The sequence below is a fragment of the Thalassospira profundimaris genome, from assembly GCF_003326795.1.
GTDB lineage: Bacteria > Pseudomonadota > Alphaproteobacteria > Rhodospirillales > Thalassospiraceae > Thalassospira > Thalassospira profundimaris_C.
The window spans coordinates 289,246-314,399 of sequence record NZ_JPWI01000003.1; the positions used below are offsets into that span (position 1 = coordinate 289,246).

Sequence of the window (25,154 nt, forward strand, 5' to 3'; positions counted from 1 at the left end):
CACACTATTGCTAAATAATTGGCAATAAACCGGTTTGTACTATTGCACACCAATTCTGGGGTGTTAAAGTACTTGGGAGCTGAAACCGGTAATCGGCGAATAATATGAGCCGGTTTCGGGTCCGAAAAGATGGTTCTGTCATGGTGATGGAACCAACCTTTGGAACAGGGAGACTTCTCTAATGTCGAAAACCAAGCTCGGCCTTCTTGCCACTGCTTCCGCGCTTGTTCTTTCAATGGGTGCTGCCAAGGCTGACATCGTGATCGCGACCGTTGGTCCGATGACCGGTCCTTACGCTGCGTTCGGCGAACAGATGACCAAGGGCGCAGAGAAAGCGGTTGCTGACCTCAACGCTGCTGGCGGTGTGAACGGCGAAAAAGTCGTTCTCGAGATCGGCGATGACGCTTGCGATCCGAAACAGGCTGTCGCAGTTGCCAACCAGCTGGTGAGCAAGAATGTTGCTCTCGTAGCTGGTCACTTCTGCTCGGGTTCCTCGATCCCGGCTTCTGAAGTTTACTTCGAAGAAGGCATCGTGCAGATTTCCCCGGCTTCGACCAACCCGCAGCTGACCGAGCGTGACATGGACAACGTGTTCCGTGTTTGCGGCCGTGACGACCAGCAGGGTGAAGTTGCTGGTAAATACCTTGCAGAAAACTATGGCGACAAGAAAATTGCCATCGTTCACGACAAACAGGCTTACTCCAAAGGTCTGGCTGACGAGACCAAGAAAAACCTGAACGCTGCTGGCGTCCAGGAAACGATGTACGAAGCAATCACCCCGGCTGAGAAAGATTACTCGGCACTGGTTACCAAGCTGAAATCAGAAGGCATCGACGTTCTGTATTATGGCGGTTACCACACCGAACTCGGTCTGATCGTTCGTCAGATGCGTGCTCAGGGCATGGACACCCTTGCAATCTCGGGTGACGCACTGAACTCGCTTGAATACTGGTCGATCACTGGTGACGCTGGTAAAGGTACGCTGTTCACTGCTGGCCCGGCTCTTGAAAAAGACCCGCGCAACGCAGAACTCGTAAAATACTTCGAAGGTCAGGGTTACAAGCCTGAAGGCTACACCCTTTACACCTATGGTGCGATCCAGGCTTGGGCACAGGCTGTTACCAAAGCTGGTACCACTGACTCCGAAGCTGTGATCGAAGCTCTGCATAGCGGCGCTTCTTTCGACACCGTTCTTGGCTCGATCTCGTTTGATGCCAAAGGCGATGTTGCTGCTCCGGGTTACGTATTCTACGAGTGGGAAAACGGTTCCTACGACTACGCAAACTAATCAAATCATCGGATTTGGAAAAAGCCCGGCATCTGGCCGGGCTTTTTTTTATGCCTGCTTGAAACAAAACGCCGTTCTGACCAACCAGAACGGCGTTTTGTTTTTCTGCGTTTCCACCAGTTTGGCGGATCATTGCATAGCTTACTTTGCCTTGCGGCCAAGGCCGATTTTCTTGGCAAACTGGGAACGCTGTTTTGCGTAGTTCGGTGCGACCATCGGATAATCTGACGGCAGCCCCCATTTCGCACGATATTCTTCCGGCGTCAGGTTGTAGGTGGTACGAAGGTGACGCTTGAGCATCTTGAGCTTTTTGCCATCCTCAAGGCAGATGATGTAGTCATCGCCAATGGATTTGCGGATGGGAACAGCGGGTTTGATCGGCTCTTGTTCCGGTTCCTTCTCGACTTCGCGAATTTCATCAAGCGAGGAGAAGACAGTAGAAATCAGTTCAGGGATCTGTGCAGCAGCAAGGGCATTATTGCTGACATAGGCTGATACAATATCAACGGTCATCTGCAAGAGTTCGTCGCGGTCAAGCACGCTGGTCTCAGTTTCGGCCATGATTGAAGTAACCCTTCATTTGAAAATTCACATTAAAACTAATGCACTATTCCAATCAGATAGTCAAACAACAGAAAATAACAAGTGTCACTTATCTGATATTGATATCAGATCAAGTATATAGGATTGCGTATAAGACTATCGTGATAATAACTGCTACAACTATAATGACTGGTTCGCGTGATATGTTTTGACCAAACGGTTAATATTGTCCCGATTGATGGTCCCGGAATTCTTGATCGCACCAGTAGAGAATGCCATTTTTGGGTGTTTTTCCGTTTATAATAATACTATTGCGTGTTGATTTCTCTAATGGCGATAAATGAAATATATAGGTGTCCTGATATATGCATATCAGGGTTTCAGAAAACTTGCCGTTCGGGCCGAGCTCTGCGTTGGCAGGGGCATCGCTATATGCTACAAGGCGCTCAATTTTATTCTTTGAATTCCAAATGAAGGCGCGCATATGACCGTCAAAACCCTTGCCATCGCTTCCGACCATGGCGGTGTGGAACTGAAATCAGCCATCATTGATTTGCTTAAAGGCCGCGGTATCGAGGTTTCCGACCTTGGAACCAACGGTCCAGCATCCGTTGATTACCCGGATTTCGCTCAGGCAGTTGCAAAATCGATCATTGATGGCAAAGCCGAAGCAGGCATTCTGGTTTGTGGTTCCGGCATCGGGATGAGCATTGCAGCCAACCGTTTCCCCGAAGTGCGTGCTGCACTGGTTCATGATCGTCTTTCGGCAGAACTTTGCCGTCAGCATAATAATGCAAATGTCTTGTGCCTTGGCGCGCGCCTGTTGGGCGAAGCGACAGCACTCGATTGCGTTGATGCATTCATTTCGACCGAATTTGAAGGTGGTCGTCATGAAGGTCGCATCGCGAAGATGTCCTGATCTGATTTACTTCACCGCCATCTGGCATTAACCAGAGCGGGCAGGGTGTTTTATTGATTACCCGGCCTGTGAGCTTGCCCCGTCACATCGTATCGAAAGAGGCCCCGCATGTCGTTCAAAGGCTTTTTCTCTACCAGCTTGTCCGACGCCGATCCGGCATTGTTCAAATCCGTCACCGATGAACTTGCCCGTCAGCAGAACCAGATCGAAATGATTGCTTCGGAAAACATCGTTTCCAAAGCCGTTATCGAAGCCCAGGGTACTGTTCTGACCAATAAATACGCCGAAGGTTATCCTTCGCGTCGTTACTATGGCGGTTGCGAATATGTTGACGTCGCCGAGGAACTGGCAATCAATCGCGCCAAGGAAATCTTTGGTTGCGAGTTTGTCAACGTACAGCCGCATTCCGGTGCACAGGCGAACGGCGCGGTCATGCTGGCGCTTTGCAAGCCGGGTGATACCATTCTTGGTATGTCGCTTGATGCAGGTGGTCACCTGACCCATGGCGCACGTCCGGCTCTTTCGGGTAAATGGTTCAATGCCATTCAGTATGGTGTGCGTGAAGACGACCTGACCCTTGATTACGATCAGGTCGAAGCACTTGCGATCGAACACAAACCGACCTTGATCATTGCCGGCGGTTCGGCCATTCCGCGTCAGATTGATTTCAAGCGCTTCCGCGAAATCGCTGACAAGGTTGGTGCGCTTCTGATGGTTGATATGGCGCACTTTGCCGGTCTGGTTGCCGGTGGCGTTCATCCGAGTCCGCTGCCGTATGCCGACGTTGTAACGACCACCACCCACAAAACCCTTCGTGGTCCGCGTGGCGGCATGATCCTGTCGAACAACCTTGAAATCGGCAAAAAGATCAATTCTGCTGTCTTCCCGGGGCTTCAGGGCGGTCCGCTGATGCATGTGATCGCAGCCAAGGCAGTTGCCTTTGGCGAAGCACTGCGTCCGGAATTCAAGGCATATGCACAGCAGGTCGTCGACAATGCCAAGGCGTTGGCTGAAGTTCTGGTCAAGCGCGGCTTTGACATCGTTACCGGCGGTACCGATACCCATCTGATGCTGGTTGACCTTCGCCCGAAAGGCTTGAAAGGCAACACTGCAGAAGTTGCTCTTGAGCGCGCAGGCATCACCTGCAACAAGAACGGCATTCCGTTTGATACCGAAAAGCCGACCATTACCTCGGGCATCCGTCTGGGGACGCCGGCTGGCACGACCCGTGGCTTTGGTGTTGAAGAATTCAAGCAGATCGGCGAGCTGATCGGTGATGTTCTTGATGCCATGGTTGACAGCCCGGAAGGCAATGCCGAGGTCGAAGCTGCCGTTCGTGCCAAGGTCGAAGACCTTTGCAAACGCTTCCCGATCTATTCCTGATCGCTAGAGCTGAGTACAGATAATGCGTTGCCCGTTTTGCGGACATACTGACACACAGGTTAAGGATTCCCGTCCGACCGAAGAGCATCATGCCATTCGTCGCCGCCGGTTCTGTCCTGCTTGTGGATCGCGCTTCACGACGTTTGAGCGTGTGCAGTTGCGTGAATTGATGGTGGTCAAAACGGACGGGCAACGCGAATTGTTTGACCGCGACAAGCTGGCGCGGTCGATCTTCCTTGCCTGCCGCAAGCGCCCGATTGAAGATGAACGCGTTGAAAAAGCCCTTAATGGCATTCAGCGGCGTCTCGAAAGCAGTGGGGAAAGCGACATCACAACCGATACTATTGGAGAAATGGTGATGGAGGCGCTGAATGCCCTCGATCAGGTTGCCTATGTACGTTACGCTTCGGTTTACAAGAACTTCCGCGAAGCACGCGACTTCGAGCAGTTCGTGGAAAAAATGCATGACGGGGAAGAAGAGGCGGACGCAGAGTAATGACACCCCCCGCGTTTAGCGAAGACGACCGGCATTTCATGCGGGTCGCATTGAGCCTGTCAAAACGCGGTTTGGGAAATGTCTGGCCAAACCCGTCGGTTGGTTGTGTCCTTGTTTCCCCAAATGGCGAGATTGTCGGACGCGGTCATACCCAGTCCGGTGGCCGCCCTCACGCAGAGCGTGTCGCACTGGATATGGCCGGTGCAAAAGCACGCGGTGCAACGGCCTATGTCACCCTTGAACCTTGCAGCCATTTCGGAAAATCGCCGCCCTGTGCTACAGGATTGATCGAGGCAGGCGTTGCGCGTGTCGTCAGCGCCCTGACCGACCCGGATGACCGGGTATCAGGTCGCGGTCACAAGATGCTTGAAGATGCAAGTATCAAGGTCGATGTCGGCCTTTTTGCCGAACAGGCACGCCGGATCAATGAAGGTTTTCTGTCACGCGTTGAGAAGGGGCGTCCTTTCGTTACCTTGAAACTTGCATCAACCATGGATGCAAGATCAGCAACAAACTCAGGCGAAAGCCAGTGGATTACCGGCCCATCTGCGCGCGAAGAGGGGCATCTTTTGCGTGCAACCCATGATGCCATTCTGGTGGGCGCGAAAACGGTACTGGCAGATGATCCTATGCTGACCTGCCGGTTGTCCGGCCGTGAACATCAATCCCCAGTGCGCATCGTACTTGATCGTCTGGGGGAAATGTCGACAGGCGCGAAGCTCGTTCAAAGCGCATCAGAAATTTCGACATGGGTTGTGACGTCGGACGCCAAATTTGACGAACTATCGGAAAAATTTGAAAAAACTTCGGTAAAAGTGATTGCTGCCAGATGCGACGGCGATCATTTGGACCTACATGACGTCATGCAAAAGCTTGGCGATGCAGGATTGACACGCGTGCTTATCGAAAGTGGTGGTGCACTGGCTTCCGGTCTGCTTAAGGCAGGGCTGGTTGGTCGGATCGTTCATTTTTCTGCGCCGTCGGTTATGGGCGGTGATGGCAAGGCAATGATCGCCGACCTCGGCATCGAGACGCTTTCTGATATGCCGAAATTTACCCGATACTCTGTTCGTTCTGTGGGTAAAGATATCGTGCTAACTTATGATTATAAAACGGAATAACTGCATGTTTACTGGCATCATTACCGATATTGCGACTGTCCGCTCCATCAAGAAAACCGGCGATACCCGGTTTGAGTTTACGACCGCCTTTGACACGTCAAAGATCGTTCTCGGGGCGTCCATTGCATGTAATGGTGCCTGCATGACAGTGATCGAAACCGGCCAAGACTGGTTTGCCATCGAAGCATCGGCTGAAAGTCTTGATCGTACAACGCTTGGCGATTTGACGGTTGGAGCCAAGGTCAATCTTGAACAGGCAACCCGTGTCGGTGATGAATTGGGCGGGCATATTGTTTCAGGGCATGTTGACGGGGTTGCGACCCTGACCAAACGCCTTCCTGAAGGTGACTCTTTGCGCCTGACCTTTGAAGTACCGGAAAGCTTTGCGAAATATATCGCGTCAAAAGGCTCTGTGACGCTTGAAGGTGTGTCGTTGACCGTCAACGAGGTTGACGGAAACACTTTCGGTATCAATCTGATACCTCATACACAGACGCACACCACGTTGGGCTCGAAGCAGCCGGGTGACCGGATCAATTTCGAGATCGATATGCTTGCGCGCTATGTCGCGCGGATGCTGGGTAAGGATTGATCAAATATGCCGCATCAATATTTGTCACCGATAGAAGACGTCATCGAGGAAGCCCGCAATGGCCGAATGTTCATTCTGGTCGATGACGAAGATCGTGAAAACGAAGGTGATCTTGTCATTCCAGCCCAGATGGCAACGCCCGATGCCATCAATTTCATGGCAACGCATGGCCGTGGTCTGATTTGTCTTACCCTTGAATCAGCGCGCTGTGACGAGCTTGGCCTGACCATGATGAGTGCCCATAATGGCACCCGCCATGAAACTGCCTTTACCGTGTCGATCGAAGCCAAGACCGGTGTCACCACCGGCATCTCCGCACCAGACCGTGCACGGACAGTTGCAGTTGCGATTGACCCCAATGCCGGACGGCATGATATCGTGACGCCAGGTCATGTGTTCCCGCTGCGTGCGCGTCCGGGCGGGGTTCTGGTCCGTGCCGGTCATACCGAAGCGTCGGTTGACATTGCGCGTCTTGCCGGGTTGAACCCGTCGGGCGTCATTTGTGAGATCATGAGCGATTCGGGTGAGATGGCCCGACTGCCGGAACTGGTCGAGTTTGCCAAGAAGCATAATCTTAAAATTGCGCAGATTGCTGATTTGATCCGCTATCGTCGCAAACACGAAAAAGTCGTACAGCGCAAGGCAACCACCAAAATCCAGAGTGTTAATGGTGGTACGTTCGACATGCATCTTTATGTCAACAACATCACCTATGCCGAACATATCGCACTGGTAAAGGGCGACATCAGTGACGCCGCGCCGGTCTTGACGCGTGTTCATGCGCTAAATGTGCTTGAGGATGTGCTGGGGGATACCCAGACAGGTCATCAGGGGCAACTGGCTGCTGCCATGCGTCAGATCGGTGAAGAGGGCCGTGGTGTGGTGGTTCTGATCCGTGAACCGCGCCCCAATACCTTGTCATCGTCGATTGCCAAACTGATTGAACTGAATGGCGGGGATGGCGAATCCCTCCGTCAGGAAATTGCCCAGGCGACCGGTGATGCGGATTTGCGCGACTATGGTGTTGGCGCACAAATCTTGCATGATCTTGGCATTCGCGACATGATTCTGCTTTCAAATACCAAACGCCACATTGTAGGACTTGACGGCTTCGGCCTAAATCTGGTTGATCAGCGTCCGCTTGTCGTCTCGGAGGAATAAAACCATGACCATTGCCCCCCACATTCTGATTGTGGATGCGCCGTATTACACGCATATCGTTGAAGACCTTGTCAAAGGTGCGGCTGCGACTCTGGAAGCCGGTGGCGCAACGTGGGACCGCATTTCGGTGGCTGGTGCCTTCGAGGTGCCGATTTCAATCCGCTATGCTGTTCAGTCGATGGAAGAACTGGCGACCGGTCCGCGCTATGATGGCTATCTGGCACTCGGTTGTGTTATCCGCGGCGAGACGACACACTATGATCACATCTGCGAAGAAGCCAACCGTGCGCTGATGCAGCTTTGCCTTGATTACAATCTTGCGATTGGCAACGGCATTCTGACCGTTGAGAACGAGGCACAGGCGCTTGCACGGGCCAAGGCTGACGAAAAGAACAAGGGCGGCGAAGCAGCCCGCGCCGTTCTGCGTCAGATCGAAGTTCAAAACCATTTTGGAATACATCACAAGTAATGACCGATAAACCGAAGGCATCAGCCGCCCAGCGGCGCAGCGCAGCGCGTTTTGCCGCAATTCAGGCACTTTATCAGGCCGAGCTGTCCCAGCTTTCTGCCAGTGACATCGTGCGCGAATATTCCGATTTCCGCCTTGATGGGGAAGGTGGCCGTGACCTTGATGTCAGCAACGAAGACCTGATCGATCCGGATCGCGGTTTCTTTGCTGATCTTGTTCAGGGTGTTGCCGCCCGCATGGTCGATATCGACGCCCTGATTAACGGTGCCCTTGAAAAAGGCTGGACAACCAAACGTCTTGAAACCGTTCTGCGCAGTATTCTGCGTGCAGGAACTTACGAGCTGATGGCGCGTGAAGACGTGCCAATGCGCGTTGTCATCACTGAATATGTTGATGCGGCGCATTCGTTCTTTGATGAAAACGAGCCCAAGCTGGTCAATGCCGTGCTTGATCGCATAGGCAAGAATCTGCGCGCCGGTGAAGCCGGGCAGAATTGATATGGTTGCGCGATCGGGAGAATTCGATCTGATCGCGCGCCACTTTGCGCCAATTGCGAAACGTGATCCGGCTGCATTGTCACTTAAGGACGATGCAGCCGTTTTTTCACCGCCACCGGGCTGCGAAGTTGTGGTGACCACCGACGCGCTGGTTGCGGATGTTCATTTCAGGAATATCGATACGCCGGAAACAATCGCGCAAAAGGTCTTGCGCGTGAATTTGTCCGATCTGGCGGCAATGGGAGCTGTGCCGGGCGGTGTTGTTCTGACCACCGGTTACAATCGCGATTTGCCCGAAGACTGGATTGCCCGCTTTGCCAGAAGTTTCGGCGAGGACTGTGCGACATTTTCCGTTTCGTTGCTGGGCGGCGATACGGTCGGCACGCCGGGCCCGACATTTTTCAGTCTGACGGCATTTGGATACGTTCCGGCGGGCAGGGCGCTTCGCCGAGATCAGGCGCGTCCCGGTGACGTTCTGGCGGTCACTGGTACGCTTGGTGATGCTGCACTGGGTCTTTCGGTGCTCACAGACGCGTTTCCCGGACTCGATGAACTGTCAAAGAAATTCCTGTCAGATCGCTATTGGGTTCCGCAGCCTCGCCTGACGACCAGTCAGGCCTGTATGGCAAGGAATGCCCGTCTGGCAGCAATGGACTTGTCTGATGGTCTGGCTGGTGATTGTCGCAAGATTTGCGATGCTTCCGGTGTCGGAATGACGTTCAACTTGGCCGATATCCCGGTGTCTGAAGCGGCCAAAGCGGTTCTTGCTGATGATCCGGCCTGTTGGAACCAGATTTTGGGAGGCGGCGACGATTACGAATTGCTGATCGCCGGTGGGCCGGACGATATTGCTGCTTTGGGTGACCAGGTGACGGTTATCGGGACCGTGACCAACCAGACAGGCGAAGTGCTTCTCAAGGATCTGGATGGCAAAATGGCCGAACTCGCACCGGGCGGGTTCGACCATTTCAAATAACGTGTCGGACGTTCTTTCTTGGCGTTGAACCGGATTATTTGGTTTCGCTGAAGCGTCCAAGGTTGCCAAACAGCTGCTGCAGGATGGTCATTTCGCGGCCTGCTGTCGGCGTGACGCGATCGGTCGGGATCACCGGCTTGCCATCTTCCAGGTCATATTGGCTCAGAATTTCGACGCGGTTACCGGCATCAAAGCTGATCAGAACAACTTTTTGCTGAACCGTTTCCGGTTCGAAAAAGGCAACTGTTTCGGTGGTTTTGGAGATGTACAGCCAGACATTTTGGTCAAAGGCAGCAATCGTTGACGGGGAGCCTAGAATGTCGGTGACATCACCCTTCGTCGATTCTCCCACAGTGATCTGTTCGAGCTGTTCGGGCTCCGGTGCATTGCCCCGTGTCGCGATCCGCGGGCTGCATGCCGAGACATAGATAACAGCCAGTCCGGCCAGCATGATCAGGGGAAAGCGGGTAATTTTGTTATGCATGAAGCTCACCAGAGCGACCCTCTTGTTGAAACCAAACCGGAATTGCCTTGAGTTTCTGCGCTAGGCGCATGATATTGCCGGGCAATGACCGGGGCAGACGCGCCCCGATAAGATTTACGGCATTCTGCGTGCCATGACAGGAATGTCAACGAAGGAGTGTTACTGTTGTTTGGATGGCTGAAGAAAAAAGACCGCAAGCAAACTGCTGCCTTTGAACTTTACACCGCAATGGTAACCCAGGCACGGAAGCCTGAATTTTACGCAAAGCTTGGCGTCCCCGATACAATGGAGGGGCGTTTCGACCTGATTCTGGTGCATGCGTTTGTTCTTTTTCGCCGTTTGAAATCGGAAGATGGAGATCGCGATCTTGCACAGAACATCTTTGATGTGATGTTCTCTGATCTTGATCAGAATATGCGTGAAATGGGCATCGGTGATGTGGGAATCCTTAAGCGGATCCGCAAAATGTCTGAATCCTATCATGGCCGGATCGTTGCATATGAAGAAGGCGTTCAATCTGGCGCGGCTGAACTCGCCGCCGCATTGAACCGCAATCTTTATGCAGATACCGATGCCACAGATGAACAGCTTATGGCGATGGTCGGCTATGTGCATGATGCACTGGCAACCCTTGCCAAACAGCCTATTTTAGATTTGCAGGACGGCGCGGTGCATTTTCCCGATGCTCCCGAACTCGCCGTGACTGCCCCGCAATAGAAAGAAAGACCGGATGTCTGATAAATTCACTCCCGAATTTTCGCGCATCGTCAAAACAGACGAACAGGTAAGCGCGAAAGAAAAACTGGTGATCGAAGCCAACGAAAAGGAACGCGCTGCATTGGCCAAGCGTTTCGAGCTCGTTTCCATTGACAGCCTTACAGCCGAACTGACCATCAGCACTGCATCGAACGGTGAAGTCACCGTTCGTGGTCCAATGAATGCCGAGATTGTTCAGAACTGTGTCGCAACTCTTGAGCCGGTTCCCGAGGTGATTGAAGACACGGTTGAAGTTCTGTTCTCACCGCATGTTTCCGAAGAAGACCTGCCGTCGAACCCGGATGATCTTGAAGATTTGTCTGAAGAAGAATTGATGGCGCTGCTTGATCAGCCTGAACCGCTTGTCGATGGAAAAATCGATGTGGGTGAGGTTGTAGCGCAGTTTCTGGCAGTCGCAATGAACCCGTATCCACGCAAGGAAGATGCTGAATTGCCGACCTCGGTGAAAACCGAGGAAGAAGCCGCCGAAGAAAAACGACCCAACCCGTTTGCACAGTTGGCCGGTCTTAAAGAGCAGCTTGAAAAGAAAAATTAATCATCGAGAATGGCCAAAAGCCTGAGAATTAGGGTGCTTGAATATGCCGGTTTTTACCGGCATTTCACTTTTTGTCATCACAATGAGATGCTCACGGGACGGGGTGCTCTGTGTATCTGGCTCGGCTTTACCTTGTAACTGGTCGAGAATTCCGGTAATTACGGGCGTTCCGGCCACTAGATGACAGTCTTCAGCCAGTTGGCTGACCTGCCGGATATCCGGTTCAGAAATTTTAGAACAACCATAAGAGAATACGTTGCCTGAACAGGTTTGCATATCACTTGACGCGATGGGAGGAGACCACGCGCCAGAGATGGTCGTAGCAGGTGCAGAAATTGCGCTGAAACGGCTGCCCCATCTCAAGTTTCTGATGTTTGGGGATGAAGCCCGGCTCAAGCCGCTGCTTGCAAAATATCCCGCATTGGAAGCCGTAAGCGAGGTTCGCCACGCATCGCAGGAAGTATCGATGGAAGACAAACCTTCTGTCGCTCTGCGTCAGCGTCGTGATTCCAGTATGCGCCTTGCCATTAACGCCGTGAAAGAAGGGGATGCGCAAGGTGTCGTGTCCGCGGGCAACACCGGCGCATTGATGGCAATGGCCAAATTCGTGCTGAAAACCGTACGCGGCATCGACCGTCCGGCAATCGCAACCTATATGCCGACCCAGCGTGGCGAAACTGTCATGCTTGATCTGGGCGCCAATATTGAATGCGACGAAAACAATCTTGTTCAGTTCGCACTGATGGGCGAAGTGTTTACCCGTATTCTGTTCGGCCTTGAAAAACCGTCTGTCGGTTTGCTCAATGTCGGCATCGAAGAACTGAAGGGTAACGAGTCTGTCAAAAAGGCTGCTGCCATTTTGCGTGACATTGATCTTCCGATCCGTTTCGAGGGTTTCGTTGAAGGCGATGACCTTGCCAAAGGCACGGTTGACGTGATTGTCACCGATGGTTTTACCGGCAACGTCGCGCTAAAGACGGCCGAGGGAACGGCACGTCTTCTGGTGCATTTCCTGCGCGAAACGTTCAAAAGTTCCTTCTTTGCCAAACTTGGCTATCTGCTCGCACGTCGTTCCCTTCAGCGTTTCCGTGATCGCATGGATCCGCGCCGCTACAATGGCGCGATGCTGCTTGGTCTGAACGGCATTGCTGTCAAAAGTCACGGTGGAACGGATGCGCTTGGCTTCTCCAATGCCATCGGGGTTTGCCATGACCTTATCGTGAACAAGCTCAATGACAGCATCAAAAATGAACTTGCAGCTTTTGAACAGGCGATGTCCGGAATGGAAAACGCCGAAACCGAAGTCGCGGTTCCGGTTGTTCAAGCCGACTGATAAACTCACCAAAACATCAAGATAACTGGCGGTCCCCAAATCATGACAGTTCGTTCTCGCATTATTGGTTGCGGCTCATATCTTCCTGCAAATGTTGTAACCAATGATGATCTGGCAAAACGCGTCGATACGTCGGATGAATGGATCGTAGCACGCACTGGTATTCGTCAGCGTCACATTGCTGCCGAAGGTGAAACAACCAGCGACCTTGCCTATGAAGCCGCTATCAAGGCCATGGAACATGCCGGCGTGACAGCCGATGACATTGATCTGATCATTGTTGCGACGGCGACCCCGGATAATACATTCCCGGCGACCGCAACCAAGGTGCAGAACCGCCTGGGTGTGACCGGTTTTGCCTTTGATGTTCAGGCCGTTTGTTCCGGTTTCGTCTATGGCCTGACCACGGCCGATATGTATATCCGCAACGGACAGGCAAAAACAGCACTGGTCATCGGTGCCGAAACATTTTCGCGTATCCTTGACTGGGAAGACCGTCGGACATGTGTCCTGTTTGGTGACGGTGCTGGCGCGGTTGTTGTCCAGGCTGTTGAAGGGCAGGGAACCATCGAGGATCAGGGCATCCTTGCAAGCCGCCTGCATTCGGACGGCAGCAAGTATGAATTGCTTTATGTCGATGGGGGGCCTTCTGCAACCCAGACCGTTGGTCATCTTCGCATGGAAGGCAAGGAAGTTTTCCGCCATGCGGTGACCAATCTGGCCGGAGTGATTCGCGAAGTTCTGGCTGATACTGGTATTGATGCCTCGGAAATTGACTGGCTTGTGCCGCATCAGGCAAACCGTCGTATCCTTGACAGCACGGCCAAGAAATTCGGCATTTCACCGGACAAGGTTGTTGTGACCGTCGATCGTCACGCCAATACATCGGCAGCATCGATCCCGCTTGCGCTGGCAGAAGCCGTCCATGATGGCCGTATCCAGCGCGGAGATATCGTCATTCTCGAGGCGATGGGTGGCGGATTTACCTGGGGTGCGTCGCTGGTTCGCTGGTAAAATCTTTTACCGAAAGACTGCTTTGAGCCGGAAAAACACGGCAATTCCGTAAAAATCACAACATTCCGCCTTAAAGCAGTGTATCCTGTTGATATTGACTGATTTCGCCACCAGATATAGCCTTGTATATAAAGTCCCGTAATAAGGAGGCGGCCTGATATGTCGGAAACAACGATTACCCGTGCGGATCTCGCTGAAGCCGTTTACCAGGAAGTAGGTCTGTCGCGGAATGAGTCCGCCCAGCTGCTTGAAACTGTTCTTGATGAAATTTCGACTGCGCTGATCAAGGACGAAGTCGTGAAGATTTCCTCGTTTGGAAGCTTCTCCGTGCGTCAAAAAGGGCAGCGTATCGGTCGGAACCCGAAAACGGGCGAAGAAGTACCGATCCTTCCGCGTAAGGTACTTGTTTTCCGGCCGTCACAGGTTCTGAAAGCCAGAATTAACGCTTAAGAAAAGAACTCATGAAAACGAACTTGGGGGCTGAGGCGGGCACATCCCGCCGTTCAGCAAAGTCTGACTCTGCTTTTCGCACAATCAGCGAAGCAGCGAAGGAGCTTGGTCTTCAACAGCATGTGCTTCGGTTCTGGGAATCCAAGTTCCCGCAGATCCAGCCGTTGAAGCGTGCTGGCGGGCGGCGCTACTATCGCCCGGAAGATATTGATTTTTTGGCAAATATTCGTTCGCTGTTGCACGATCAGGGCTTTACCATCAAAGGTGTTCAAAAGCTTCTTGATCAGAACAAGGGCAAGTTGCCCTCTGAAATCACGGTAAGTTCAGCCGAAGCCGAACAGGGTGCTGCGATCCCTGGAGTTGCTGGCGTTCAGCAGTCCGCTATCCATCTCCCTTCGATTGATACCGCAGCGCTGAAAAGCGTTCTGGGTGAATTGCAGGAGCTGCAAGGCATCCTTCAGGCGAGCCTGCGGGAAGTCAAAAAAAATCCGTAAAAATCATTTGCGTCTTTGGCGTTGCGCCGCTATTTATCGAGCCGCGCCAAAGAGCGCATCTATACGGTCGGAGCGTGGCGCAGCCTGGTAGCGCACCTGCATGGGGTGCAGGGGGTCGGAGGTTCGAATCCTCTCGCTCCGACCAATATCTTCCCAAATGAATTCATTGTTTGATTACGACCTGTCTGGCCTTATGGCATCAGGCGGGCAAGTATTTCTATGTCCCCGGTTTTGGTGACCCTGATCAGGATGATTTCACCGGATTTGGGATAGATACCGGTAAGGGCCGTGATATTGACCTGATGGGTTACCAGCATTGCCTTGGTGCCTGACGGAAGTGTTGCAAGAAGGTCTGCTATTTGTCGGGTTTGTTGCTGTTCTGTGCTGCGATCGGCAAAGAACGAGTTTAACGATGGCTCCGGACGAACAGGACCAAGTGCAAGCAGGCTGGCCGTATCGATGCAACGGCACCACTGACTACTCAGCACCAGATTGATCTCAATGCCCATTTCCCGAATACGATCACCGGTGCGGCGGGCCTGATTTCGCCCTAGATCGTCAAGATTTCGTTGGGTGCTGCAATCATCAAGTGTGAAATTTTCCGGATCCCCGGTGCCCGGTGCAATCGCGTGACGCATCAGGGCATGCGTATCTCCCTGTTTCCAGATCTCCCATGCGTTGCCTGCTGACGCATGGGCCGGAAACGAAGTGATGCTGCAGATCAGGGTCGCTGCAATGATCGAAAAAGTTCTGAGAAGGGGCATGGTTTGGCAGCTGTTTTGTGTTCAGGGATATGTTCTTGATACCCTGAATTCTGCCGATCGGATCATAAGGCCAGCACCGATGAAGCAATTCAAATTATTTAGGTCGGACAAGCTCTAGGAGATTGAACTGGCCACGCGGCGTCCTTCATCCGTCAGTTTGCAAATCAGCCAGTCCGGCTTGACCGGGTTGTCAAACCATGGTGCGGCCCAGCCGTGATCAATGCAGCTCCGGACAGTTTTTTCACTGATTTGTTTGCCGTTGCCATCAAATAGAGGCAATTTACCACCAGGTTGGCTCAAGCCGCGACGTAGCCATTCAAGCTGAACATCAGTGGGTTTCGAATGTTTTTTCCCCGTCATCGGTACTCCCCGCACCGTTATGATATGATTGGTGTCACAAACATTGTCTGGTTTCAGTGTGACGGATTATCAACCATGGAGCAATCTCAATGACAGAAGACCGGTTTCAGAACAGTGAAATGTCATTTCTCTATGTCACTGTTCCGGACATGGAAATAGCACGCGTGATCGCTGGCGGTGCCATTCGTGAAAAACTTGCTGCCTGTGCGAATATTTTGCCACAGATGACAGCCATTTATGAATGGAATGACGACGTCGAAGAACAAACCGAACTGGTCGTCATCCTTAAGACCGCGCGTCATACGGCAATTGATCTGGCAAAATGGGTCGAGGATCATCATCCCTATGACGTGCCATGTATCCTTGAAATTCCGTTGGGCCGGGGGAGCAACGGCTATGTGTCATGGCTTCAGGGGCAGTTGGGATCGTGATCACGCTTGATATGATTGCATCACACGTTCTTGCCCCCTAGGATGGCGCAAATTTAATCTGTTGAGTGAAGTGATTTAATGAACCAGCTTACCAAAATGGCCTTGGAAATGGGGCCGTTGATCCTGTTTTTTGCTGTTAACGCGACGACAAACCTGATGACCGCAACGGCGGTGTTCGTGGCGGCGACTGTTATTGCCCTGGTTACGTCCTATATGGTTGCCCGCACCATTCCGGTCATGCCGCTGATTGGCGGCGCGTTCGTTATCGTGTTTGGTGGTCTGACGCTTTATCTTGACGATGAACTGTTTATCAAGATCAAGCCGACCATTGTGAACCTGCTGTTTGCAGCGATCCTGTTTGGTGGCCTGATGGCACGTAAGCTGTTTCTCAAGCTTGTTCTGGAAAGTGCGTTCAAGGCCACTGACGAGGGGTGGCGTATCCTGACATGGCGCTGGGCGTTCTTCTTTGTCTTTCTTGCCCTGGTGAATGAAATTGTCTGGCGGAATTTTTCGACAGATACCTGGGTGGCCTTCAAAGTGTGGGGGATCATGCCGATTACCATGGTGTTTGGAATGGCACAGGTACCCGTCCTTATGAAGCATCAGCTTCCCGAGGAAGAGGGCGGTTCAGCGGCTTCTTAAGGCCGGGAAGAATTCGGATACTCAAAAGACAAAGGGCAGGATGAAAATCCTGCCCTTTGTCTTTGGTTCTTGGCTTTCAGGTTACTTACTTGATTGGTAGCGCAATGCTGACTGCTGCTTGCGCGGCAATGCCTTCTTCGCGGCCGGTAAAGCCAAGGCGTTCGGTCGTGGTGGCTTTGACATTCACGCGATCGACCTCGATTTCAAGAATTTCCGCAACTTTTTCTCGCATGGCCATGGTGTGCGGCCCGATCTTCGGACGTTCGCAAATAAGGGTCACATCGGCATTGACGATACGGCCGCCCCGCTTGCGCACCAGATCAGCAGCATGCTTCAGGAAAATATCAGACGCAGCACCTTTCCACTGCATATCACTCGGCGGGAAGTGCTGACCGATATCACCGGCACCAATTGCCCCGAGAATGGCGTCGGTCAGCGTGTGCAGGCCAACATCAGCGTCGGAGTGACCTTCAAGGCGTGCGGTATGGGGAACCTTGACCCCGCAGAGAATGCAATGATCGCCCGGTGCGAAACGGTGAACGTCAAAGCCGGTTCCGGCGCGGTATTCTTCCTGCTGCATCGCGGGGGTGTCCTTGTTTGTGCAGTTAACCCAGTCCTGGGCGCGGTCAAAATCATCGCGCCGTGTAATTTTGTCGTTTGAGCTGGTTCCTTCAACACAGATGACATCAATGCCCATGGCTTCCAGCAGGGCGGCATCATCGGTGAATTCCTGACCTTCATATTTCTGATGTGCCATCAGAATTGTGTCAAAGGCGAACCCTTGCGGCGTTTGTGCCCGTTGCAGGCTTTCGCGCGGGATGGTTTGCGTAATGACACCATCGCTTGTTGTCTGTTTGATTGTATCCGTGACCGCAAGTGTCGGAATCGCACCAGCTTTTGTCTCAAGGGCTGCGACGACACGTTCAATGACCTCATCAGAGATACCCGGACGCGCCGCATCATGGATCAGAACAATATCGGGCTTCTGCGGGCACAGGGCGCGCAGGCCGTTTAGGACGGATTGTTGCCGGGTTATGCCGCCATTGACCGGTGCAGGCAGGGACGGGGCATCAATATTGGCGATAGCGGTGTCATACCAGACTTGGTGTGACGGATTATAAACCACCTGTACAAGATCAAACGAGGTGTGGCGGGCAAAGCATTCAATACTGTGGCCAAGCACGGTTTTGCCGCCAAGCGTGTGATATTGTTTTGGTATTGGGTCGCCAAATCTGCTACCGCTGCCAGCAGCAACGATGACAACCCCGATTTTTTTGGTCATAAACATGATGCCATGGCTTGTCTGAATTGCGCCGCAGGCTATCTTTCTGCGAAGCCTTTGCCAAGTCGCCATTTGGTTTTTCAGGGTTAATCTGCGCCTTACGACAGAAACGGACCATCACATGCTTGCTGCATATATTCATATTCTGGCCTTGTTGCCGCTTACCGCGCAGATCATGCGCGCCGAGCCGAAGCGTGACATATGGCTGCATGGATCGATCTGTCTGGCGGCAATTGGCACGATGGTGGTTCTTGGTCTGACCGGTGAAGAGGTTCAGTCGCGCGGTTTCGCCGCGGCTTTGCACTGGTCAGAGCTGACCGTAATCATGATTTTTGGCGGACTGGTCATTTGCAAGGGACCGCATCAGGTCTGGCGTCTTGCCGGTTATATCGGTGGTTATCTTCTGCTGTTTGCCGGTTTGGCCGCTGTCTTTAGTCTGTTTGATCAGCATGTATCGCCAACCGTTACCGGGCCTGCGCTCTATTCAGGCTGGCTTTGGGCCCACATCGGCAGTTCGCTTGTGACCTATGCGCTGGTCACGCTGGCTGCGATTGCTGCCATGGCCTATGTCGTTCAGGAACACGCTCTCAAGCACCGCAAACCAACCCGCTGGAGCCGGCGTTTGCCGCCGCTTCGCGATAGCGAGTTCATGCTGGTGGGTTTCCTGAAATGGTCAGCCTGGGTTCTGATCATCGGGATTGTCTCGGGTTTTGCCCTTCGATACGTAGAAGGTAGCAGTCTTTGGGCAATCGATCACAAGATGCTTTTGACCCTGCTTGGGTTTGTGACCATCTGTACCCTGATCTTCATTCATGAAAAATCGACCCTGCGTGGACGCATGGCTGTTCGGTTCGTTCTGGGGACCTGGTTGCTTTTGACCCTGGCGTTTCCCGGTGTGCGACTGGTGAGTGGGTATCTCGTTGGCTAACGCTGTTCCTGGATTGCCGTTCAAATAATCACTGATTGACGATCTCCGGGGGCCAGGTGCGTAATTGCTAGTCACAGTGCGGCGCACAAGCATTCTGGATGCGGGCGTTTTCTTGCTGAATATCAGCGGGTGGCAGCATATTTACAGGGCCTCTCAGGCTTTACTGTCACGATATTTTCCATATTACGCTTAGAGTTGTTGCAACTCGGGGCCAGTTTTATTAATCTGCCCAAGTTTTAGGCAATCGGATTACCTTCATGTCATTGCAGATCGGTTCTGTACATGTGCCAGAGAATGTCATTCTGGCACCAATGTCAGGTGTGACTGACCTTCCATTTCGTCAGCAAGTCCGCCAGTTCGGCGGCCATCTTGTTGTGTCTGAAATGATAGCATCAGATGCCATGACCCGTATCCAGCGTCATGAAAAAGAAGTGCGCAAGATGCATGGCGACTGCACTGCCGAAAGCCCGCTTTCTGTCCAGCTTGCCGGGACCGAACCCGATGAAATGGCCGAAGCCGCCAGAATGAATGAAGCCCGTGGCGCGATGATCATTGACATCAATATGGGCTGCCCGGCCAAAAAGGTGACCAAGGGGTATGCCGGTTCGGCCCTGATGCGAGATGAAAAACTTGCTGCCGATATTATCAAGGCGACCGTTGATGCTGTTTCGGTTCCGGTCACCCTGAAAATGCGTCTTGGCTGGGATGATGACAACCGCAATGCGCCGACCCTTGCAAAAATCGCCGAAGATCTCGGCATCAAGATGCTGACGATACATGGACGCACCCGTTGCCAGTTTTACAAGGGGCAGGCGGACTGGGATGCGATTTCTCTGGTCAAGGAAGCTGTCGCGATCCCTGTAATTGGCAATGGTGATGTCACCAGCGAAGAGGATGCCGCAGAACTTTTGCGTCGTTCGGGGGCTGATGGTGTAATGGTCGGACGTGGGGCGTATGGCCGCCCCTGGTTCCTGGCACAGGTGTCACATTATCTCAAAACCGGCGAAAAACTTGCTGCGCCCAGCCTTGAAATCCAGTTGAAGACCATCCTGCGTCACTATGATGCGATGATTGATCATCATGGACGTCAGGGTGTCCGGATCGCTCGCAAACATCTGTCCTGGTATTGTAATAGTCTGCGCAATGCGACTGAATTTCGCCGTATTGTCAACGTGTTGGATGATCCAGTCGAAGTAAAGGATCAGATCAAGGCGTTTTACGAGCCATTGGTTGAAAACCAGATCAAATATGATCAGCAAGCTGCCTGATCGCTTCATAACAATAATATGGCGACATACAAACTTAGATCGTCGGGGAAGAATTGAATGAGACTGGGATTTGGAAAAGGCAACGGGGTTGACCCGACCGGGGTACTTAACGCGATAGCCAGTGCAGTCGTCGTTGCAAACCGCGACGGGAAAATACGGTTCGTCAATCAGGCGACAGAACAATTGTTCAACACCAGTGCAAGTGTCCTGTGCCGCAGCGATCTGAGCGATTTCATCCCCTCGGACAGTCCTGTTTTTTCACTGATCAAACAGGCAATTGACGAGGCAACGCTGGTCGCGGACCACAATCTTCTGATTGAAAGCCCGAAGATTGGCAAACATACGGTCAACCTGACCGTTGGGTCGATGCCTGATGAAAGTGATTGCGCTGTCCTGACCTTTGAACCTCGTTCCATCGCGCAAAAAATCGACAATCAGCTTCTTAGCCGCAATTCCGCCCGTTCTGTTAGCGCGATGGCGGCCATTCTTGCCCATGAAATCAAGAATCCGCTTTCCGGGATCCGGGGGGCTGCGCAATTGCTTGAACAGACCAGTAACGAAGATGACCGGGTTCTGACCCGTCTGATCTGTGACGAAGCAGACCGCATTGTCGAACTGGTCGACCGGATGGAGATTTTCTCTGACAAGCCGATGGAACGTGGTGCGGTCAATATTCATACCGTGCTTGAACATGTTCGTCGCCTTGCCGAGAACGGCTTTGGTAAAAATCTGGTGTTCGAAGAAGTTTATGACCCGTCCTTGCCGCCGGTCTTCGGAAACCGCGACCAGCTGATCCAGGTATTTCTCAATCTGGTCAAGAATGCAGGCGAGGCTGTTGATCCGCAGGACGGCAAGATCATTATTTCAACGCGCTATCAGCATGGTATTCGTCTGGCCGTTGCCGGTGGTGACGCGCGTGTTCATTTGCCGCTGGTGGTCTCGGTACGCGATAATGGTCCCGGTATCCCGCAGGATATGCGTGAAAGCCTGTTTGATCCGTTTGTAACGACCAAGCCGACCGGTTCTGGCCTTGGCCTTGCGCTGGTGGCAAAAATTATCAACGACCATGGTGGGGTGATCGAAGTGAAAGATGTGCCGGGGGGCGGTGCAGAATTTCAGATCATGCTGCCAATCTACAATCGTGCGCTGGCCGAGGGGGCCAGTGAACAACCGATAATAATCAATAACAGGGAACACACCGCATGAGCACGAGCCCTGCAAGAATTCTGGTCGCTGACGACGACCGCGCCATCCGTACCGTTTTGACACAGGCATTGTCGCGTCAGGGTCACGAGGTTCGCAGTACCGGACACGGTCGTACGCTTTGGGACTGGATTGCCGATGGGGACGGCGATCTTGTGATTACCGATGTCATGATGCCTGACGAGAACGGTCTTGATATGGTGCCGCGCATTCGCAAATTGCGCCCGGACCTTCGTGTCATTGTCATGAGTGCGCAAAACACCCTGATGACCGCCGTAAAGGCAGCCCAGCGCGGTGCGTTCGAATACCTGCCAAAACCGTTTGATTTGAATGAGTTGATGGCGATTGTTGATCGTGCACTTGAGACGCCGCAGGAAAGCCAGACGGGTAAATCCGGTGATGAAGAGGGCGATGATCGCCTGCCTTTGATCGGCCGTTCTGCCGCGATGCAGGAAATCTACCGTGCGCTCGCCCGTCTGATGAATACCGACCTGACGGTGATGGTGACCGGCGAAAGCGGTACGGGTAAGGAACTGGTGGCGCGTGCCCTTCATGAATATGGCGGGCGCCGTCACGGACCATTTGTCGCGATCAATATGGCGGCAATTCCGCGCGAACTGATCGAAAGCGAGCTTTTCGGTCACGAAAAAGGTGCCTTTACCGGTGCCAATGAACGCAAGGTCGGCCGGTTTGAACAGGCCGAAGGCGGTACGCTGTTCCTTGATGAAATCGGTGACATGCCACTAGAAGCGCAAACCCGCTTGCTGCGCGTTCTTCAGGAAGGTGAATATACTCGTGTCGGTGGTCGCACGCCGATCCGTGTCAATGTCCGTATTGTGGCCGCAACCCACCGTGATCTGCGCAAGCTGATCCGCGAAGGCACCTTCCGTGAAGATTTGTTCTATCGCCTCAATGTTGTGCCGATCCGGTTGCCGTCCTTGCGTGAACGTCTTGAAGACATTCCGGAACTGGTCAATCACTTCTTGATGCAGGCGAGTGAAGAGGGCCTCCCGCGCAAAACATTGTCGGCCGAAGCAATGGGCCGACTGAAAGCGCATCGCTGGCCCGGGAACATTCGTGAGCTTGAGAACATGGTGCGCCGCCTGACGGCGCTGTATTCGCATGATGTGATCGGTGTCGATGTCATCGAGACCGAGTTTTCCGAAAACAATATCAGCGAAGCCGCACCAAGTGCGGAACCGCAATCTCTGTCGGAATCGATTGAACGTCATGTACGTGAATATTTCGATGCCCACGAAGAAGATTTGCCGTCAAACGGCCTTTATGATCGCATCCTGCGCGAAATGGAGCGCCCGCTTTTGAACGTGACGCTTGAAGCAACGCGTGGCAATCAGGTGAAGGCCGCCGAGGTGCTTGGCCTGAACCGGAATACGCTTCGTAAAAAGATCCGTGATCTAGGACTGGAAGTCGTCAGGGGCACGAAATGAACAATACGGACGGTTCGATCTCCAACCGCTTGTTGAGGTCGGGCTTCGTAAGGTTTCTTGGGCGGTTAGGCCAGTCGCGGCGCTTTGCGTTTAGTCTGGTCTCTGCCGCCCTGATTTCGGTAACTGCGACCTATCTGGCGATGACAGGGACGGCCCCGTTCCGGCCAGATCCGCGCCTGATCCTTTTGTTGCTGAACATTGATCTGGTTCTGGTGTTGCTTTTGGCCACACTGGTGGCCCGCAAGCTTGTTCAGATTTGGGTCGAGCGTCGTCGCGGTGTCGCCGGGGCGAAACTTCACACCCGCATGGTTTTGATGTTTTCGCTGGTCGCCGTTACACCGGCGATTGTTGTTGCGGTATTTTCCGCACTTTTCCTGCATTTCGGTATTCAGGGCTGGTTTAGCGACCGCATTCGTACTGCAGTCGAAGAAAGCATGGTCATTGCTGACGCCTACCTTAAGGAGCATCAGGAACTGATCCGTGCCGACGTTCTGGCAACGACTGCAGACTTGCAGCGGTTTGGGGTTAATTTTTCCACCAATCCGGAACGTATTTCAGACATGCTGACCGATCAGGCACTTGCCCGTGGCCTGCCGGAAGTCATGATGATCGATGGTTCCGGTCAGATCATTGCCCAGTCTGAATACAGCTTCTCCTACGATACAGCTCAGGCATCCATTCCAGCCGAAGTCTTTGACGAGGCGCGTGAAAAGGATGTGGTTCTGATGATCGGGAATAGCGACAACCGCATTCGCGCACTGGCAAAGATTCCGAGCTTTATTGATGCGTTTCTGCTGGTCGGGCGGTTTGTTGATCCGAATGTGCTTGATCGTATTGATAAGGCACGGCGCGCTGTCGACGCCTATGAAAGTCTTGAAGGTGAACGTTCGGGCATCGTTATCACCTTTGTCATGATCTTTGTGCTGATTTCTGTTGTTTTGCTTCTGGCGGCAGTCACACTTGGTTTGATGGTTGCAACGCGCCTTGTTCAGCCGGTGTCCGAGCTGATTACCGGTGCTGAACGTGTTCGTGACGGTGATCTGTCATTCCGGGTGCCGCTTGACGGGCAGGGCGACGAGCTTGAAGCTCTGAGCCGCGCCTTTAACCGCATGACGGCGCAGCTTGAAACCCAGCGCAACGAGCTGATTGCGGCAAACCGCCTGAACGATGAACGCCGCCGCTTTACCGAAGCCATTCTGGGTGGGGTAACTGCGGGCGTTATCGGCCTTGATCCGGATCGAAAGATTGATCTGCCGAACCGAAGCGCCTCCGATCTGCTGGCAGTTGATCTTGACGGGTATCTCGGGCTCGCACTGACCGAGGTTATTCCAGAATTCGCGCCACTGTTTGACGATTTCAACCGCGATGGTGACCGCAGCAAGCCACGGCAGATCGAAATTCGTCGAGATGGCGTTAATCTCACCTTGCTTGCACGGGTCACTGCCGAATGGGCAGATGACGGGACGGTGTTTGGCTATGTCGTAACCTTTGACGATGTGACCGAGCTTCAAACTGCACAGCGTATGGCCGCCTGGGCTGACGTTGCGCGCCGTATCGCGCACGAAATCAAGAACCCGCTGACACCGATCCAGCTTTCTGCAGAACGTCTTAAGCGACGCTATCTGAAACAGATCAAGGATGATCAGGAAGTCTTCCAGATCTGTACCGATACCATTATCCGGCAGGTTTCAGATATCGGACGCATGGTTGACGAGTTCTCAAGCTTTGCGCGGATGCCATCCCCCAAGATGAAGATGGAAAATCTGAGTGATCTTGTCAAAAGCGCTGTTTTTCTTCAAAAACAAGCGCATAGCGAGATTTCTTATGATTTTGATCGCACCGGGATTGAGGATCTAAAAATTTCCTGTGACGCCCATCAGGTCAATCAGTGCCTGATCAACACCCTTAAGAATGCCGCCGAGGCCATCGAAGGTCGTGAAAAGCCGCAAGAAGGTGAATTGCCGCGCGGGCGTATCGAGATTTCGATCTCGATGTCACCAAACAATCAACGTGTATTTGTAGCGGTTTCTGATAACGGTAAGGGGCTTCCGGCGGAACATCGCGAACGGTTGACCGAGCCATATGTGACGACCCGTTCCAAGGGAACCGGTCTTGGTTTGGCGATCGTCAAGAAAATCATGGAAGACCATGGTGGAGAGCTTATACTCTCTGACGGCGTTGAAAGCGGGGCGACCATTACGCTATCTTTCCCGCAAGCGACTGATGCCGATATTGAAAAAGGGGCGCCGGGCGCTCATTCCTCAGACAACTGATTAAGTTGTCAAAATCGTAACAA

At 52.9% G+C, this 25,154-nt stretch carries 28 protein-coding genes and 1 tRNA gene; 24 read left to right on the plus strand and 5 right to left on the minus strand.

The genetic code is table 11. The features are described from left to right. The first annotated feature begins 181 nt into the window (after positions 1-181). Positions 182-1,288: a branched-chain amino acid ABC transporter substrate-binding protein gene (locus TH30_RS07465; RefSeq protein ID WP_114097444.1), complete on the plus strand. Its 1,107-nt coding sequence runs from the start codon at positions 182-184 to the stop codon at positions 1,286-1,288. A 141-nt stretch (positions 1,289-1,429) separates the two neighbouring features. On the opposite strand, the gene TH30_RS07470 is transcribed toward TH30_RS07465, so the two are convergent. Further along, positions 1,430-1,849, minus strand: coding sequence for a Ros/MucR family transcriptional regulator (locus TH30_RS07470; protein ID WP_114097445.1), 420 nt, complete (start codon positions 1,847-1,849; stop codon positions 1,430-1,432). Positions 1,850-2,315: 466 nt separating this feature from the next. Here TH30_RS07470 and rpiB point away from each other — a divergent pair, with 466 nt between their 5' ends. The 9 genes from rpiB (at position 2,316) to thiL (ending at position 9,445) form a co-directional block, all read left to right on the plus strand. Beyond that, positions 2,316-2,750 (plus strand): ribose 5-phosphate isomerase B, encoded by a 435-nt coding sequence (gene rpiB / locus TH30_RS07480; protein WP_114097447.1) that lies wholly within the window; start codon positions 2,316-2,318, stop codon positions 2,748-2,750. Between the two features lie 108 nt (positions 2,751-2,858). Further along, positions 2,859-4,133: a serine hydroxymethyltransferase gene (gene glyA / locus TH30_RS07485; RefSeq protein ID WP_114097448.1), complete on the plus strand. Its 1,275-nt coding sequence runs from the start codon at positions 2,859-2,861 to the stop codon at positions 4,131-4,133. Positions 4,134-4,155: 22 nt separating this feature from the next. Continuing rightward, positions 4,156-4,629 carry a transcriptional regulator NrdR gene (gene nrdR / locus TH30_RS07490; RefSeq protein ID WP_114097449.1) on the plus strand — a complete coding sequence of 158 codons (474 nt, stop codon included), beginning with the start codon at positions 4,156-4,158 and terminating at the stop codon, positions 4,627-4,629. Next, a complete protein-coding gene (ribD, locus tag TH30_RS07495) occupies positions 4,629-5,750 on the plus strand; it encodes a bifunctional diaminohydroxyphosphoribosylaminopyrimidine deaminase/5-amino-6-(5-phosphoribosylamino)uracil reductase RibD (RefSeq protein ID WP_114097450.1) in 1,122 nt (373 codons plus the stop codon). The genes nrdR and ribD overlap by 1 nt, the downstream gene beginning before the upstream one ends. Before the next feature lie 4 nt (positions 5,751-5,754). Then, positions 5,755-6,342 carry a riboflavin synthase gene (locus TH30_RS07500; protein WP_114097451.1) on the plus strand — a complete coding sequence of 196 codons (588 nt, stop codon included), beginning with the start codon at positions 5,755-5,757 and terminating at the stop codon, positions 6,340-6,342. 6 nt (positions 6,343-6,348) lie between these two features. Then, positions 6,349-7,503, plus strand: coding sequence for a 3,4-dihydroxy-2-butanone-4-phosphate synthase (gene ribB / locus TH30_RS07505; protein ID WP_114097452.1), 1,155 nt, complete (start codon positions 6,349-6,351; stop codon positions 7,501-7,503). Between the two features lie 4 nt (positions 7,504-7,507). Further along, on the plus strand, positions 7,508-7,972 hold the full coding sequence (gene ribH, locus TH30_RS07510; RefSeq protein WP_114097453.1) for a 6,7-dimethyl-8-ribityllumazine synthase: 465 nt from the start codon (positions 7,508-7,510) through the stop codon (positions 7,970-7,972). Continuing rightward, positions 7,972-8,469: a transcription antitermination factor NusB gene (gene nusB / locus TH30_RS07515; protein ID WP_114097454.1), complete on the plus strand. Its 498-nt coding sequence runs from the start codon at positions 7,972-7,974 to the stop codon at positions 8,467-8,469. The genes ribH and nusB overlap by 1 nt, the downstream gene beginning before the upstream one ends. Before the next feature lies 1 nt (position 8,470). Then, positions 8,471-9,445: a thiamine-phosphate kinase gene (thiL, locus tag TH30_RS07520; protein WP_114097455.1), complete on the plus strand. Its 975-nt coding sequence runs from the start codon at positions 8,471-8,473 to the stop codon at positions 9,443-9,445. A gap of 34 nt (positions 9,446-9,479) precedes the next feature. Here the strand turns inward: thiL and TH30_RS07525 are convergent, their stop codons facing one another. Further along, positions 9,480-9,929: an outer membrane protein assembly factor BamE gene (locus TH30_RS07525; protein WP_114097456.1), complete on the minus strand. Its 450-nt coding sequence runs from the start codon at positions 9,927-9,929 to the stop codon at positions 9,480-9,482. 165 nt (positions 9,930-10,094) lie between these two features. Between TH30_RS07525 and TH30_RS07530 the strand changes: the two genes are divergently transcribed. The 7 genes from TH30_RS07530 (at position 10,095) to TH30_RS07560 (ending at position 14,677) form a co-directional block, all read left to right on the plus strand. Beyond that, a complete protein-coding gene (locus TH30_RS07530) occupies positions 10,095-10,646 on the plus strand; it encodes a ubiquinol-cytochrome C chaperone family protein (RefSeq protein WP_114097537.1) in 552 nt (183 codons plus the stop codon). A 13-nt stretch (positions 10,647-10,659) separates the two neighbouring features. Then, positions 10,660-11,241: a YceD family protein gene (locus tag TH30_RS07535; protein WP_114097457.1), complete on the plus strand. Its 582-nt coding sequence runs from the start codon at positions 10,660-10,662 to the stop codon at positions 11,239-11,241. 256 nt (positions 11,242-11,497) lie between these two features. Then, on the plus strand, positions 11,498-12,574 hold the full coding sequence (gene plsX, locus TH30_RS07540) for a phosphate acyltransferase PlsX (protein WP_114097458.1): 1,077 nt from the start codon (positions 11,498-11,500) through the stop codon (positions 12,572-12,574). A 42-nt stretch (positions 12,575-12,616) separates the two neighbouring features. Further along, positions 12,617-13,588 (plus strand): beta-ketoacyl-ACP synthase III, encoded by a 972-nt coding sequence (locus TH30_RS07545; protein WP_114097459.1) that lies wholly within the window; start codon positions 12,617-12,619, stop codon positions 13,586-13,588. Between the two features lie 159 nt (positions 13,589-13,747). Then, positions 13,748-14,038, plus strand: coding sequence for an integration host factor subunit alpha (locus TH30_RS07550; RefSeq protein ID WP_033069712.1), 291 nt, complete (start codon positions 13,748-13,750; stop codon positions 14,036-14,038). Positions 14,039-14,049: 11 nt separating this feature from the next. Beyond that, on the plus strand, positions 14,050-14,532 hold the full coding sequence (locus TH30_RS07555; protein ID WP_114097460.1) for a MerR family transcriptional regulator: 483 nt from the start codon (positions 14,050-14,052) through the stop codon (positions 14,530-14,532). A 68-nt stretch (positions 14,533-14,600) separates the two neighbouring features. After that, positions 14,601-14,677 (plus strand) — tRNA-Pro (locus tag TH30_RS07560). Between the two features lie 46 nt (positions 14,678-14,723). On the opposite strand, the gene TH30_RS07565 is transcribed toward TH30_RS07560, so the two are convergent. Together TH30_RS07565 and TH30_RS07570 are read right to left on the minus strand one after the other, a co-directional pair. Beyond that, positions 14,724-15,296 (minus strand): histidine phosphatase family protein, encoded by a 573-nt coding sequence (locus tag TH30_RS07565; protein ID WP_258548646.1) that lies wholly within the window; start codon positions 15,294-15,296, stop codon positions 14,724-14,726. Between the two features lie 114 nt (positions 15,297-15,410). Then, positions 15,411-15,656 (minus strand): hypothetical protein, encoded by a 246-nt coding sequence (locus TH30_RS07570; protein ID WP_114097461.1) that lies wholly within the window; start codon positions 15,654-15,656, stop codon positions 15,411-15,413. A gap of 89 nt (positions 15,657-15,745) precedes the next feature. Between TH30_RS07570 and cutA the strand changes: the two genes are divergently transcribed. Together cutA and TH30_RS07580 are read left to right on the plus strand one after the other, a co-directional pair. Next, positions 15,746-16,087 (plus strand): divalent-cation tolerance protein CutA, encoded by a 342-nt coding sequence (gene cutA, locus TH30_RS07575; RefSeq protein ID WP_114097462.1) that lies wholly within the window; start codon positions 15,746-15,748, stop codon positions 16,085-16,087. Between the two features lie 78 nt (positions 16,088-16,165). Then, a complete protein-coding gene (locus TH30_RS07580) occupies positions 16,166-16,729 on the plus strand; it encodes a septation protein A (RefSeq protein WP_114097463.1) in 564 nt (187 codons plus the stop codon). Positions 16,730-16,814: 85 nt separating this feature from the next. On the opposite strand, the gene TH30_RS07585 is transcribed toward TH30_RS07580, so the two are convergent. Next, positions 16,815-18,011, minus strand: coding sequence for a bifunctional 2-C-methyl-D-erythritol 4-phosphate cytidylyltransferase/2-C-methyl-D-erythritol 2,4-cyclodiphosphate synthase (locus TH30_RS07585; protein WP_181850177.1), 1,197 nt, complete (start codon positions 18,009-18,011; stop codon positions 16,815-16,817). Between the two features lie 121 nt (positions 18,012-18,132). Between TH30_RS07585 and ccsA the strand changes: the two genes are divergently transcribed. From ccsA to TH30_RS07610, 5 genes are all read left to right on the plus strand, one after another. Then, on the plus strand, positions 18,133-18,939 hold the full coding sequence (gene ccsA / locus TH30_RS07590; protein ID WP_114097465.1) for a cytochrome c biogenesis protein CcsA: 807 nt from the start codon (positions 18,133-18,135) through the stop codon (positions 18,937-18,939). Positions 18,940-19,196: 257 nt separating this feature from the next. After that, positions 19,197-20,207 carry a tRNA dihydrouridine synthase DusB gene (dusB, locus tag TH30_RS07595; RefSeq protein WP_114097466.1) on the plus strand — a complete coding sequence of 337 codons (1,011 nt, stop codon included), beginning with the start codon at positions 19,197-19,199 and terminating at the stop codon, positions 20,205-20,207. 57 nt (positions 20,208-20,264) lie between these two features. Continuing rightward, complete coding sequence (locus TH30_RS07600) at positions 20,265-21,413, plus strand: two-component system sensor histidine kinase NtrB (protein ID WP_114097467.1); 1,149 nt, start codon at positions 20,265-20,267, stop codon at positions 21,411-21,413. Continuing rightward, positions 21,410-22,858, plus strand: coding sequence for a nitrogen regulation protein NR(I) (ntrC, locus tag TH30_RS07605; protein ID WP_114097468.1), 1,449 nt, complete (start codon positions 21,410-21,412; stop codon positions 22,856-22,858). Before TH30_RS07600 ends, ntrC begins: the two co-directional genes overlap by 4 nt. Further along, entirely contained in the window at positions 22,855-25,131 is a 2,277-nt protein-coding gene (locus tag TH30_RS07610; RefSeq protein ID WP_114097469.1) for a sensor histidine kinase NtrY-like, read from the plus strand. Before ntrC ends, TH30_RS07610 begins: the two co-directional genes overlap by 4 nt. The last annotated feature ends 23 nt before the right edge of the window (positions 25,132-25,154 follow it).

Excerpts from the sequence above, each read along its gene's own strand:
- TH30_RS07570 (WP_114097461.1), bottom strand. The coding sequence starts at position 15,656 with ATGACGGGGAAAAAACATTCGAAACCCACTGATGTTCAGCTTGAATGG.
- cutA (WP_114097462.1), top strand. The coding sequence starts at position 15,746 with ATGACAGAAGACCGGTTTCAGAACAGTGAAATGTCATTTCTCTATGTC.
- TH30_RS07465 (WP_114097444.1), top strand. The coding sequence starts at position 182 with ATGTCGAAAACCAAGCTCGGCCTTCTTGCCACTGCTTCCGCGCTTGTT.
- TH30_RS07610 (WP_114097469.1), top strand. The coding sequence starts at position 22,855 with ATGAACAATACGGACGGTTCGATCTCCAACCGCTTGTTGAGGTCGGGC.
- dusB (WP_114097466.1), top strand. The coding sequence starts at position 19,197 with ATGTCATTGCAGATCGGTTCTGTACATGTGCCAGAGAATGTCATTCTG.
- ribB (WP_114097452.1), top strand. The coding sequence starts at position 6,349 with ATGCCGCATCAATATTTGTCACCGATAGAAGACGTCATCGAGGAAGCC.
- TH30_RS07555 (WP_114097460.1), top strand. The coding sequence starts at position 14,050 with ATGAAAACGAACTTGGGGGCTGAGGCGGGCACATCCCGCCGTTCAGCA.
- ribD (WP_114097450.1), top strand. The coding sequence starts at position 4,629 with ATGACACCCCCCGCGTTTAGCGAAGACGACCGGCATTTCATGCGGGTC.
- ribH (WP_114097453.1), top strand. The coding sequence starts at position 7,508 with ATGACCATTGCCCCCCACATTCTGATTGTGGATGCGCCGTATTACACG.
- TH30_RS07600 (WP_114097467.1), top strand. The coding sequence starts at position 20,265 with ATGAGACTGGGATTTGGAAAAGGCAACGGGGTTGACCCGACCGGGGTA.
- nrdR (WP_114097449.1), top strand. The coding sequence starts at position 4,156 with ATGCGTTGCCCGTTTTGCGGACATACTGACACACAGGTTAAGGATTCC.
- ccsA (WP_114097465.1), top strand. The coding sequence starts at position 18,133 with ATGCTTGCTGCATATATTCATATTCTGGCCTTGTTGCCGCTTACCGCG.
- TH30_RS07585 (WP_181850177.1), bottom strand. The coding sequence starts at position 18,011 with ATGACCAAAAAAATCGGGGTTGTCATCGTTGCTGCTGGCAGCGGTAGC.
- TH30_RS07545 (WP_114097459.1), top strand. The coding sequence starts at position 12,617 with ATGACAGTTCGTTCTCGCATTATTGGTTGCGGCTCATATCTTCCTGCA.
- TH30_RS07500 (WP_114097451.1), top strand. The coding sequence starts at position 5,755 with ATGTTTACTGGCATCATTACCGATATTGCGACTGTCCGCTCCATCAAG.
- nusB (WP_114097454.1), top strand. The coding sequence starts at position 7,972 with ATGACCGATAAACCGAAGGCATCAGCCGCCCAGCGGCGCAGCGCAGCG.
- TH30_RS07550 (WP_033069712.1), top strand. The coding sequence starts at position 13,748 with ATGTCGGAAACAACGATTACCCGTGCGGATCTCGCTGAAGCCGTTTAC.
- glyA (WP_114097448.1), top strand. The coding sequence starts at position 2,859 with ATGTCGTTCAAAGGCTTTTTCTCTACCAGCTTGTCCGACGCCGATCCG.
- TH30_RS07580 (WP_114097463.1), top strand. The coding sequence starts at position 16,166 with ATGAACCAGCTTACCAAAATGGCCTTGGAAATGGGGCCGTTGATCCTG.
- TH30_RS07525 (WP_114097456.1), bottom strand. The coding sequence starts at position 9,929 with ATGCATAACAAAATTACCCGCTTTCCCCTGATCATGCTGGCCGGACTG.
- thiL (WP_114097455.1), top strand. The coding sequence starts at position 8,471 with ATGGTTGCGCGATCGGGAGAATTCGATCTGATCGCGCGCCACTTTGCG.
- rpiB (WP_114097447.1), top strand. The coding sequence starts at position 2,316 with ATGACCGTCAAAACCCTTGCCATCGCTTCCGACCATGGCGGTGTGGAA.
- TH30_RS07470 (WP_114097445.1), bottom strand. The coding sequence starts at position 1,849 with ATGGCCGAAACTGAGACCAGCGTGCTTGACCGCGACGAACTCTTGCAG.
- ntrC (WP_114097468.1), top strand. The coding sequence starts at position 21,410 with ATGAGCACGAGCCCTGCAAGAATTCTGGTCGCTGACGACGACCGCGCC.
- TH30_RS07535 (WP_114097457.1), top strand. The coding sequence starts at position 10,660 with ATGTCTGATAAATTCACTCCCGAATTTTCGCGCATCGTCAAAACAGAC.
- TH30_RS07565 (WP_258548646.1), bottom strand. The coding sequence starts at position 15,296 with ATGCCCCTTCTCAGAACTTTTTCGATCATTGCAGCGACCCTGATCTGC.